Annotated in this window: 6 protein-coding genes; all 6 read right to left on the bottom strand. The window is 41.6% G+C overall.

Translation table 11 applies throughout. The features are described 5' to 3' along the window. Nucleotides 1–17: 17 nt before the first annotated feature. The 6 genes from DTA23_RS00870 to DTA23_RS27370 all read right to left on the bottom strand — a co-directional run bounded on the left by DTA23_RS00870 (nucleotide 18) and on the right by DTA23_RS27370 (nucleotide 12388). The gene (locus DTA23_RS00870; RefSeq protein ID WP_112373559.1) at nucleotides 18–3014 is read right to left on the bottom strand and encodes a SusC/RagA family TonB-linked outer membrane protein; all 2997 of its coding nucleotides are present in this window, start codon (nucleotides 3012–3014) and stop codon (nucleotides 18–20) included. Nucleotides 3015–3297: 283 nt separating this feature from the next. Further along, nucleotides 3298–4476, bottom strand: a complete 1179-nt coding sequence (locus DTA23_RS00875) for a glycosyl hydrolase family 28 protein (RefSeq protein ID WP_172462281.1) — start codon at nucleotides 4474–4476, stop codon at nucleotides 3298–3300. A gap of 129 nt (nucleotides 4477–4605) precedes the next feature. Next, on the bottom strand, nucleotides 4606–8670 hold the full coding sequence (locus DTA23_RS00880) for a hybrid sensor histidine kinase/response regulator transcription factor (protein ID WP_204990807.1): 4065 nt from the start codon (nucleotides 8668–8670) through the stop codon (nucleotides 4606–4608). Between the two features lie 199 nt (nucleotides 8671–8869). After that, on the bottom strand, nucleotides 8870–9640 hold the full coding sequence (locus DTA23_RS00885) for a glycoside hydrolase family 35 protein (RefSeq protein ID WP_112373562.1): 771 nt from the start codon (nucleotides 9638–9640) through the stop codon (nucleotides 8870–8872). Nucleotides 9641–9653: 13 nt separating this feature from the next. Next, nucleotides 9654–11255: a DUF8487 domain-containing protein gene (locus tag DTA23_RS27365; protein ID WP_218565281.1), complete on the bottom strand. Its 1602-nt coding sequence runs from the start codon at nucleotides 11253–11255 to the stop codon at nucleotides 9654–9656. Next, nucleotides 11141–12388 carry a glycoside hydrolase family 2 protein gene (locus DTA23_RS27370; protein WP_218565282.1) on the bottom strand — a complete coding sequence of 416 codons (1248 nt, stop codon included), beginning with the start codon at nucleotides 12386–12388 and terminating at the stop codon, nucleotides 11141–11143. The genes DTA23_RS27365 and DTA23_RS27370 overlap by 115 nt, the downstream gene beginning before the upstream one ends. Nucleotides 12389–12458 lie beyond the last annotated feature (70 nt).

Below are 12458 nucleotides of genomic sequence, written 5' to 3' on the forward strand. Positions count from 1 at the left end.
TTTCATGTCCTAATCGATTAGAAGTTTACATTTAAGCCAAACATATACGAACGTGCCGTCGGATAGGAGGCCATCCAGGTGTTGTCGTAATTGAGGACCTCTCTGATATTAGAAATCGTATTCAGATTGTTGACGCTGGCGTTTATATCAATACCATTTACACCTACCTTTTTAGCAATTTTGTGTGGCAATTTATAACCAAAGGTGATGTTCTTCACCTGTACGTAGCTCACCTTTTTATAGTACCCGTGCCCCAATGGATTGAGATAGCCGGGTGAAACGATCGTCGCATTGGGATTCTCCGGTGTCCAATAATTAGCATCGTGGACGTAGTTGGTAATCCCGAAAGTCCAGGCCCCTAGATTGGCCATGTGATCATCGCGCCATACATCAAAAACCCCGGTTACCAACGCAGATGCATAAAAATTTTTGTAAGAAAACCGATTGGCTAAAGATGCTGTATAGCGTGGATTTTTAGATCCGATGACCACCCTGTCACTCGCTTCTATCTTGCCGTTACCGTCGCGGTCGTACAGCTTGGCAGCTCCGGGTGCTGCCCCATCCACAGTAATGGTTTCTCCATTTTGCCATACACCGATCATTTTATAATCGTAGAATACTCGTAATGGCTTACCAATAAACCAGTTGTTGGCAATATCATCGATACCGTCCCCCCTCAACTCGACAATTTTGTCTCGGTTTAAGGAAAACACAGCGGTCGTATTCCATTGAAAATTTTCCCCTTTCACGTTCGTCGAGTTTAAGGTGACTTCAATACCTTTATTTTGGGTGGCGCCGATATTGTCCCAAATGCGATTATACCCGTTCATGATAGGTACGGTGCGGGTCATCAGTAAATCTTTCGTTTTAGAAAGATAGGCATCGATAGTTCCTCCCAATCTGTTATTAAATAACTGAAAGTCCAGCCCCAGGTTGGTCGAATAGGTGGTTTCCCATTTCAGATTAGGGTTGCCCACACCATCACCGGCCAAATAGGCTGTCGTAACGGCAGTACCATCATCGCCCCAGATATATTTTACATTGGAGTATAAGCGGTCTAAAGTGCGGTATGGTGTAATCGCCTGGTTACCGTTGGCACCATAAGAAAGGCGGATTTTCAGCATGTCCAGCCATTTGGCGTTATCTTTCAGAAAACGTTCTTCTCCGATTTGCCATGCCGCCGCCGCGACAGGGAAAAATGCATATTTATTGTTAATACCAAATACAGAGGCTCCATCTGTACGTCCTGTCAGGGTCAATAGATACTTGCCTTTGTAGGCATAATTTATCCGGCCCATGTATGACAGCATCGCAGATTCCGATAAGGAAGCGCTGTTGGAAACAAGACGGCTGGCCGAACCGATCATAAAGTATTCGGTATCATCGGTTACAAAACCTGCACCGCTCTGGGCTGTTGACCAGCTTTTCGTTTTTTGCATACTGAATAAACCCGTCACATCAAAACGATGATCGCCGATCTGCCGCTCGTATTTGAGCAGGTTTTCCCAGGTATAATCGTTATAGTTGGAATTATTAATGGAAGCACTACCTCCGGCCTGCGTACCCTGATCCCTACCTTCAAAGGTATTGCGCCCGTAATAGGTTCCGGTAAATCCGTTCCGATAATTATAACCAAAATTTGATCGTAAGGAAAGACCCTCCACCGGCAGCAAAATATTGGCATAGCCAGAAAGAAAGAAGTTGTTATTATACCTATCCTGAATCGCATTGACGTTGCGCATCGGATTGACGATCAATGAATACTCCATGGGTTCGGGCACATACTTCCCCGATTCGTCTTTATAGCTCCCATAAGGACTTTGTTTTATGGCATGTTCCAAATTTGGCGTAATACCACCGTCGCTTTTCCGGGTATATTGCAGGCCAACACCAGTGGTTAACCATTTATTAAAAGTCTGATCCACATTTGTGGTAATATTTAGACGGGACAACTTAGAATTGTATACCACACCTTCTTGATCCAAAGCTGCAAGGGCAGCCATATATTTTGTATTCTCTGTACCACCGGAAATGCTCAGCTGATGATCCATGGTCATGGCTTTTCGAAAGACGTAATCCTGCCAATTATTTGTAATACCTTTCGCGTAGTTGCCGCGCTCTGTTACGCTAATAATATCCCCGGCGATAGGATCTAATAGCGCTCCAGTATAGCCCTGCCTAATTCGGGCAATATCTTGTTGAAAACGGATATATTCATTTGGTCCCATCACATTGATGCGTTGCATAGGCTCGGCCATACCGATCAAACCTTTATAGTTTACCTGAGCTCTACCCAGCGCCCCCCTTTTGGTTTGTATCAGAATAACCCCATTGGCCGCACGCGAACCGTAGATGGCCGAAGCCGAGGCATCTTTTAAGATCGAAAGGTTTTCGACGTTGTTGGGATCGATATCTGCCAGGGATCCGCTGTAGGGAATACCATCTAAAATAATCAACGGACTATTGTTGGCCGATATCGAATTTTCACCCCGTATCAACAAGGTCTGTGATGCTCCCGGCGCAGCCTCGCCGGTCGTAATGGAAAAACCGGCAACCTGTCCCACCAAGCGATCCATCAGGTTTGAGGTAGATACCATGCTGAGCTGCTCTTTTCCGACCACAGCCAAACCTCCTGTTAAATCTTTCTTCTTGGCTGTACCATACCCTACGACCACAACCTGATCCAGGACATTATTTCCTGACATCTTCACATTGATGATTCCTGATGGATTGACCTCTAATTCCTGGCTATTGAAACCGATGTAGGTAAAAAGTAGCGTAGCCGTGCGTGGCGCCAGAATGGTATAACGGCCATTTGCATCTGTCTGAACACCGGTTTTCGCTCCTTTAATCATGACCGAAACACCTTTAAGGCCTTCTCCTGCATCATTGGTGACCTGACCTTTGACATTTATTTGATCTGTTGCTTGCGAATAAGCATAATTAGTCGCCACCACCGATAGGGTAGCACTCATTATCCAGCTCCTGAGCCAGATATGTATCTTTTGTATCATTGATTTATAATGGTTAGTTTAAAATTTACTTGCGTTCTTTACTTTCCCTTTCTCGTAAAGAATATGAGTTTAATATAGGTCAGTTCGGATTACCCTGCGTGAGCCTAATCACGTGGTCGGGAGGAATTTTCATACACATATTTTGCTTTTTTAAAATTGGTTAAGACAAAACTATTATCATCACCAATTCGTAGGGTTCGTTTTTGTACAAAAATGGTTTGATTTTGTACAAAAGGCAAAAACATGTGTTTTTCGCTGTAAAATGGAGTTTAGGAGCGCTTTATTATTCGTTTTTTATACACATTAGATGATCTAGGATAACGGTATCGCTTGGTTGCACATCGATAGCTTCACCCTGACCTTTATATATGATATCGCGGAAACTGGCCTGCGAGATACCTTTGGCTTTTATCGGTTGATGACTGATTAAATTTCTTACAAATAAGCCCTGCACATGCTCGCCATACTCGACCACCAAACCTTGTTTTGCTAGCGGACTGATGACCATATTCTCGATAGAAACATGACTTATACGGAGCTTACCCACAGGCATAATCCGTATGGATCGGTGTGAAATTGAATAGAAGTCCTGCCAGTTCTGGAGATAAATAGTTGAAATGTTGTCGATTTCGCCCCGATATATCGAACCACTGACCACATTGACATTTTCTTCGCCTGCTCCCACTCCGGTATCTGTCAACCCTATATTAATAAAGTCGTCACCGCTTTTACCTTTGCAGTTCGCAATAATAATATTTTTACAGCCAAAACGTACGCCCATGCCGTCTTGATTCAAAATCTGTTTGTCTACTCCATCAACAGTGACGGCCTGCCTTACGTTAAAAGTAATATCGCTTACCTTACCGTTTGTACAGCGTTCCAATACCAGTCCATGCCCATGATAATCCTTTAATGTAATGCCGCTAACCTCAAATACATCAGTGTGAGCCAATATAATGGCGTGGTTCCGCCATCCACCTTTTTGGTTCTCTCGGGGCTTACCTGCATCTGTACCATAAGATTGTCCAAATCCGCTGGGATTTAAGGACAAGATTTTATTATGGTCACCGGTAGCTCTGGGATGATCAGCTCCTTCTAAAAGAACATTTCCTTTTCCGATAATCTTGATATTCTTTGTGGGTGCTATATCTTTAATTGCCAACCCTGCATTTGCCGAACGAATAAAATTATCCCGGCATTTATCCGATAGCTTAATGGTACAGTTATTCAATTCAAGTTCAAAATCGCCCGGAAGCAAAATGGCCTGATCGATGAGCCAGACACTTTTTTTCGTTACCGCATCGTATTTAGGGATCACTACTTTCCCAGTCGACTTTTTTGCTTCATTTATGGCTTTTTGTATACGTTCTGACTGGGAACCACTTTTGTATTTATTGGGGCTGATCGAAGTCTCATCTACCTTTTGGGCGACAGCCGCTGTCAGATAAATTACGTTAAACAAGCAAAAGCAATATGTAAGCAGAAACGTTTTTCTAAAAATTGTCATTTTCATGATCGTTAGGATTTCAAAAATATAGAATTGCCTTCCTCCTATCTGAAAGGGTAAATCGGTAAACTATTGGCTGTATTTTTATTTCTTTCCACTGGAAACCTTTTTCTTAAACTCTGAAGGGCTCAGTTCAAACTGTTTTTTGAAACAGACGCTAAAGTATTTGGCATTGTTAAACCCGGTTTGGTAAGCAACTTCAGCTATCGTCAAATCCGATTTTTCTAACAGATAAGCACTTCTTTTCAGTCGCATATTCAAAATAAATTCTTTGATAGACATTCCCACAATATCATGTATTTTTTGATAGAGAATGGTTCTGCCTACGTTCATATCAGCCACAAAATCTTCTACGGAATAACTTGCATTGTCAATATTTTCTTCAATGACCTGAATGGCCTTAATCAGCAGTTCCTCGTCCATGGAGGTAACGGTTACATTGGAGGGATCTACCTGAATGTGTTTGCTGTATTTTTCTTTTAGTTCCCGCTGATTTCTTAGAATGGTTTCCGTCTGTTGCAACAGGTAGTCAACATGAAACGGCTTATCAATAAAGACATTAGCGCCATATTCCAATGCTTTTATTTTATGCTGGTTGTCATCTCCCGTACCCGAAATCATAATAATAGGAATATGGCTAGTCTTAAAATTTTGTCTAAGGCTACGGCATACTTCCAAGCCATTGCGATTTGGCATGATCAAATCGGTAATAATAAGTTGCGGATAAATTTTTTCGGCTTTAATTAAACCTTCTTCGCCGTCACTTGCTGTATATACATTATATTTTTCGGCCAGACGCTGCTCCAGATAGACACGCAGCTGTTGGTCATCTTCAATGAGCAGGATATTATCTGTCTTTTTTATAGGGATCGATCTTGTTTCTGGGGCTGCAGTATCCTGCGTGATAATATCGTCGATTTCAGAAACGGTATAATCATAAACGTTAGGCTGCATATCGCCTGCCCCGGCCTGTTTTCTTAACGGTAGTGAAATGGTAAATGAAATTTTATCGGTCTTATTGACCATCCATATTTTACCCTCCAGCACATCTACCAGTTCTTTCACAATGGCAAGTCCAAGTCCTGAACTTTCTTCAAAAGTTGGCCGATGAGAAGATAAGCGGTTGAAAGAAGTGTAAAGCGTCGCGATCTGTTCTTCAGAAAAACAATCGCCGGTATTTATAACTTCAATGGAGATGTATTCGATTTCCGTTGGATTTAACGAAGGAAACCGTTCTTTTTCTTCTGCCGTTGCACTATAGATACGTACGCCCACATACCCATTATCTGGTGTATATTTTAGGGCATTGGAAAACAGATTAGTCAATATTTTTTCGATAACATCATAGTCAAAGGCCACATATAAATTGTCCTTGTACGCAGAAATATTGGTTTCAACACCTTTTTTATTGGCATAGAGTTCAAAAAGGCTAAATATATCCCTTACAAAATTGATAAAATCACCAACCTGCGGATTGAGTGTAATTTTTTGGCTTTCTATTTCGCGAAAGCGCAGTAATTGGCTAATCATCCGCTGTATTCTAGATACATTTTTCTCTATTAAATCCATGTAGACCAAAGCAGTATCGTTGGCCACAATCGTATCTTTGAGTTGCTTAAGCGGTTGTAAAACCAGGGTTAGCGGTGTTTTTAAATCATGGGAGATATTGGTAAAGAAGTCGGTACGCGCCTGGTTCAGCTCTTGCATATTCTGTTCTTTTAAACGCTCGAGTGCTAATCGCTCTTTAAACACTCTTTTATTGCTGTAATATCTCATAATGAAAAAGAGCAGAGCAGAAACAAGTGCTGCATAGCAGCAATAAGCCCACCAGGACAAGAAAAATGGTGGATCGACATGAATATATAATCGTGAAATTTGATCGCCCCATAGCCCATCATTGTTGGAAGCCTTGATTTCAAAGGTATAATCTCCGCCTGGAAGATTGAGAAACTGTACAGATTTCTGATTGGCATGACTGATTTGCCAGTCTTCACCAAGCCCCAACATCCGGTAAGCGAACTGGTTTTTCTCTGCGGATAGATAACTATTTGCCGAAAACTTAATTTCTACATTAGACTGGCTACTGGAGAGTCTTATCTTGTCTTCTTTTCGATTGGAAAGACTACCAATGTCTTTCGTTAAAACTGATGAGCCATCCGCTGGTTTCACGAGTTTATTGTTAACCAGAAATCCTGTAAAAAACACTTTCGGTTTTTGAAGATTTTTATTGAGGTACGCCGGATCGAAAAGTAGAAATCCATTGGTACCACCAAACAGCATTTCACCCCTGGAAGTTTTGTAAGCGGCATGAATATAAAATGAACCAATGTTATTTTCCTGATAAAATCTCGCTTTCTCAAATTTACTGGACTTCCAGTTGAAACAAAAAAGACCATCACTGGTACTTAACCAGATATTTTTCGTGGCAACATCTTCTAATATGCCAAATACCATTTTCGCCGGAAATCCGTTATTTACACTATAGTTGACATATGTCCCATCTCTTCTGAGTACATTTACGCCTTTACCCAATGTTCCCAACCACACTTCGCCATTTGAAGTCGCTGTATAACTACACAGGTAATTTGCTGAATAGGAAGCATCTTTGAGCACGTAGTGCTTCAATACCTTTAAGGTATGGGGATTTACAACAAAAAATCCTTGATGGCTAATTAAACAGAGCTGATCTTGGTTATTCACATATAATGCTTCGACTTCGAGTTCCATTTTTTTGCCCTGCGCATTAAGGACGCTCACCATCTCTATAGAACCCAGAGGCTTCCTTCGATATAAAAATGATTTATCGGGATCTGTCATCCACCAGGTGCCTTCCTTATCGTTTACAAAATCATAAACGGTGAGTGGTTGCTGGCTTTCCGGAGAGCGGAAATTGAAACTGCTGAAATGCTGATTGTCTACATCATAACTGCCAATACCGCCGTTATAGGCTGAAATCAACAGTTTTTTGCTCATTCGGTCAAATTTCAGGCGTTTAATCATATGGGGACTTGACGAACTACCCTGCGATTTTTCTAGGGGGGTAAACTGATCCTTTTTTCTATTCCAGTAATTCAGGCTTCCCCCCTCGGTACCGATCCATATATTTCCCAGATGATCTTCCTGAAAACTACTGACTATGGGGTGATTGAGTCCCCCTGGGCTGGGCTTGAAGTAACGCACTCGGGAATCGTAAAGCGAGCAATAAGCTATTTTACCACCGTAAGTACCTATCCAGGCCCCTTGGTCCGGGTCTGGATAAATCGTCCATATCGAGTTATTAGGTAATGAATAGGCATCGTTCAGGTTCATCCGTAAGGCACTGCTACTTTCAGTCGCGGGACCATAAAAAAATAATCCGGCCTGTGTAGCCACCCAGATTATGCCGGTTTGGTCCAGATAAAGTTTTTTGGTTAAAACAGATGAATTTCCCGCTACGCTTACCGGGATCTTCTGTTTTAAGGTACCTGTCAAATCCGTTACATGGATTCCCCCTCGTTGTGTTAAAAAGTAATATAAGCCCCCATACGCAACCGCATCGTTCACCTGATTTGTCGTACTACCAAAATCCGCAAACTGGATTAAGCGTTTTTTCGTCATTTCAACTTGATACACAACAGCGCCTTGGCTTAGAAACACGTGATCTTTAGCACTCAATATATTTTGGAAAGACTTGTTTTTGGGCAATAAAAAGCTTTCTGTCAGTTTATTTTGCGGATTATAGCGTAGTATGCTATTGTCTGACAGCATGTAAACCTGACCATCGCTATGTACACAAAGCGAACGGATCATTCCGGGAACCACGACATGAAAAGAAAACCGTTCGTAATCGAATTTTAATAAGCCTTGCCCAGAAGCTAGAAACAGATTTCCCTTTTTATCCCGAATTAAAGAACCATAACCCCATTTTTGTGCTGGTTTGATCGCAGAGACGATATCATTTAACTGATAAAAACTGTTGCCATCGTACATGAAGAGCGCATCGGGTCCCGTGTACCAAATACGTCCTAAACTATCTTTTGCGATGCTCTGTATACCGCCATAATAGGAAGTTTCGGGCATCAAATGAAATCTATACCTCGAAAGATCGATACCGAGAGCACATTGCCCCCAAAAAATGACGAAACAAATTATCAGACTGTATTTATTCATTTACCGATGCTATTAAAGCTGTTTAAATTTCAATCCAAGATTTACGCGTGCCAGTTCCAATCAAAATACCTGAAGCTAATTGTTGATCAGTGGTTCTATAAACTTCGATTATCATACTATTAGGCAAAGAGCTTCGTCGAAATTCTGGCCTTAGCTCTTTTTCAGCTGTTCAGCTCCATGCGAAGCCAACAGTACCAATTTACTTAAAAACAGGCGTTGGGGACAAACTTATCTTCTTTTGCTGATTATTTTTGAGTTCGAAGATTACAAGTTCATTTTTTCCGGGTATTAAATCCGCCGAAGGAATTAATATCGACTGCTGTTTTTCTTCCTCCCAGTAAGATCCCAAATATTTTTGATTTAACCAGACCTCGCCCATTCCCCATCCTGTCATATTAAGATACTTGTTTCCGGACAGATTGTGTTCGAACTGACCTTTGTAAAAACCGGGGCTGTCATTAGCTGGTCTTTGTTCAAAAACCAAATCCCTCAGTGGATAATTACGAACCGTCAAGGGGATCATTTTCCAGTCTTGAAGGTCGTTTTCATCTAAAGTAATGGTGCCAAATAGCCCTTTTGAATTATCTGTAATTTCTGGACCGTAAGTGATCCGACCAATATTCTCGACATAAAGTTGAAGCAAGTGTTTGCCTGGATTTGCTTTGATGGCTAGTTTTTTACTCTTATTTGTCAGGCTACCCTGTATCTTACCGTCGACATAGACCACGGCATAATCGCGTACGTTTTCCAATTCCAGCTCTTCGCTTTCGGCATCAGTGTTTATCTCGGTCTGATAAAGTACATAGCCCGATTCGATGTCCAAATCGTTAAAAGATAATGCCCTTTCTGCCTCGACAGTCTTATTATAGACCTGGTTTACGGATGCTTTCTCTTCTAACATAATTTCCTGTGCTATGAGGATCTGACCCCAAAGAAAAGTCATCATAGACAATATCATTGTTCTTATCATCGTTTAATCCTTTTTATTTCTCTAAAAATGACTGAATAAAGGTCTCTTCTACGGCCACTTGCGGCGAGAATTTCTCACTTTTTACATAATTATCGATACTGTACAACAATTGTTGGGTAGCGGGACGGTTATCCATATCATTTTTGGTATCCAATGCCAATACTAGCAGTTTCCCGCCGTTCATTTTGGCTTCGAAACCAATGCCCAATTTCTGGTTGTTGTCGTAACTGTCGATGACCTGTATAAAGGGACGCAGTTGTTGTGGTGCATGTTGCATTTCGATTACTTTTGCATGGTTTAGGATATCCCACCATTGCCAATCGGTATGGTATGAAGTAAGAAAATCCTTAAACATGGCCTGTTTATGATGGACCAGGTTGCCGATGGTCATCGGTGCCCATGCAAACATAATGGGATTCCAAAAATGATTGTGAAACAGTGATTTTCGACCTTTTACCTGGTCTGGCGAAGGATAAAGAACCACGGTTTTGCCCTGGGCCAACTGCCTTTTTGCAACATCATCGTAGACATCGGTGTACAACACATTTGCTGTAGATTGCATCAGATGTTGATGCTTTGGATATACCCAAATGTCCCAGCTATTCTTAATGCTATCGTTCACGGCAAGATGAACCGTAACTTTTTGAGTGCCGATGTTTTTCAGGGAAATCTCAAATTCACCTACCGGCGATACATTTTCGTTGGCAATGGTTTGCTTTTTCAGCGTTCCCTTTTTCAATACGTTACCAGCGGTATCAGTTAACCACCATTTAATTTTCGCATTTTCAAGTGCAGAATTGCTAAAGTTATATACCTCGGCTTTACCCTTAAATGTTTCTGTGTTGAAAAAACTGCTTTTGTTATAGCGTAGTAGAGCGACTGTTGGCGCGCAAAACTCCCTGAATTTTTCTGCCGTAACCAATCCTTTCGAATCCCAAAAAGGATCGAATATCCCCACGGGTGCGTAACCTTGTCCCGGAAAGTCGTTCATCGACAAAAGCTGAAATCCGGCAGATTTACCCGATCGTAACAGGGCTTCAATCACGGCTTTGTACTCCAGCACGGTCAGCGCACCAGATGCTCTGAAGAAATCCTTTGCCTGGTCCAGCATGCCATTTTTTTGCAATAAATCGCTAAATACTTCAAAATTACGGGCCTCTACGGGGCTGTTGGCATATTTCTTTATTTCATCAAAATTTGGATAGATACAACGTTGTCCCGACTCATGTGAAATGACGGGCACATCTACATCAGACTCCGCATTCTTGTCCCAATCAGTACCCGGTTGACCTTCGTAAACCTTTACAGCCCCTTTGTTGGTTTGCTGGGACACGTAATATTGATCTGATTTAACTCTTGTCCGTGCAGTAGAACCGCTATAAAGATGACGAGGATCAGCTTTTCTGCCTTCGGCGGTAAGTTCCTCAATAAAGTCGAAGTTCCCTGTAATTTCATTGCCGTTGCAGTACAGAACAAACGAAGGATGGTTGCCATATTCTTTCAAAATAGCTTTAATTTCACGGCGGAAGAAGTTATATCTGGCCTCATCGGGTTCGGCGTCTTTGCCCCACATAGGCATTTCCACCTCAAAATATATCCCATGTTTGTCTGCCATGCGAAAGGCCGCCGCCGGGGGCACCAAGAATGGAAACGTAAATGGTTCATGCCGTAGTCCTTCATCAGTATCATAATGCGTTCCCAAGAGGCATCATCGAGCGGAGCATGCCCTGTTTTTGGGAACACTGCATTTTCAACATTGCCTCTTAAATGGATCGGATGATTATTGAGCAGGACATGGTTTTTTCCTTGTTTTACTTCACGCATACCAAAGGTGGTCGCTTTTTCATGCTGGTAGCTATTTTTACCGTCGGAAGTATTCAGCTGGCAGTTAATCCGATAAATATTTGGGTTAAACTCATCCCACAGTTTAATCTGTTTACCTAAGGGAATTTTTGTCTCTATATACGTGACCGAATCGGTACTTAACAAAGCAATTTCATTTTTAAGACTGTAGTTTGTTCCGTCGATAGCAAAGGAAACCTTTCCCTTTACCTTTTTTTTTGTTACATTATTGATCCGTAATTTTACTTTTATGGACTGATCGGTGATATTTGGGTATACCTGAAGATCTTCCAGATAAACTGGGTCTATGGCCAACAGTTTTATTTCTCCTAGAATACCGTTCCAGTTAATCTGCGTAAATTCAGTATGCGCATGGTTCCATTTATGTGTGTTATACTGAAACCGGTTATCGATACAAATGGTAATACGATGCTTTTTTCCGGGTTTTAAGGAAGTACTCAGATCGTGATTGTGAGGCACACTCACATAATCTATGCTGCTAACTTCCTTGGTATCTACGAAAATTGAACTTAACCAGTGGGTGCGCTCAAAATATAGGAATATTTTTTTTCCCTTCCAGTCAGCAGGAATATCGATATCGCGTTGGTACCATGCCGGCCCCATGTATTCGTATTTTCGGGTCAGACGGTCAATATATTTATAAGGATTTTGATATCCTATCTGATAATCGTCGGTAATACCCGGAAGTTTAATTGTTCCTTGTAAACCGTGATTATAGCGGGGAGACAGGGAGCCCCTTCGAAAATCCATCACGTCAGTTTGGAAGCCCCAAGTACCCGATAAATCGATGACATCTTGCGCCTTTAAAAAGGTTGCTTGCACTAGAAGCCCCAGTAGGCATATTATTTTAACGTATTTGTATATACTTATCTTGTATTCGTCCATTTTGTATTTCGATTATTTATGTACTTTCATTCTCTTCACAAACCTATTCTTTGCGCGCCAGGCCGAATAG

The sequence above is a fragment of the Sphingobacterium multivorum genome, from assembly GCF_900457465.1.
Classification (GTDB): Bacteria; Bacteroidota; Bacteroidia; order Sphingobacteriales; family Sphingobacteriaceae; genus Sphingobacterium; species Sphingobacterium multivorum.

What these genes read in the sequence shown, in the direction of transcription:
- DTA23_RS27365 (WP_218565281.1), bottom strand. Translation starts at nt 11,255, where the DNA reads ATGGCAGACAAACATGGGATATATTTTGAGGTGGAAATGCCTATGTGG.
- DTA23_RS00885 (WP_112373562.1), bottom strand. Translation starts at nt 9,640, where the DNA reads ATGATAAGAACAATGATATTGTCTATGATGACTTTTCTTTGGGGTCAG.
- DTA23_RS00870 (WP_112373559.1), bottom strand. Translation starts at nt 3,014, where the DNA reads ATGATACAAAAGATACATATCTGGCTCAGGAGCTGGATAATGAGTGCT.
- DTA23_RS00880 (WP_204990807.1), bottom strand. Translation starts at nt 8,670, where the DNA reads ATGAATAAATACAGTCTGATAATTTGTTTCGTCATTTTTTGGGGGCAA.
- DTA23_RS27370 (WP_218565282.1), bottom strand. Translation starts at nt 12,388, where the DNA reads ATGGACGAATACAAGATAAGTATATACAAATACGTTAAAATAATATGC.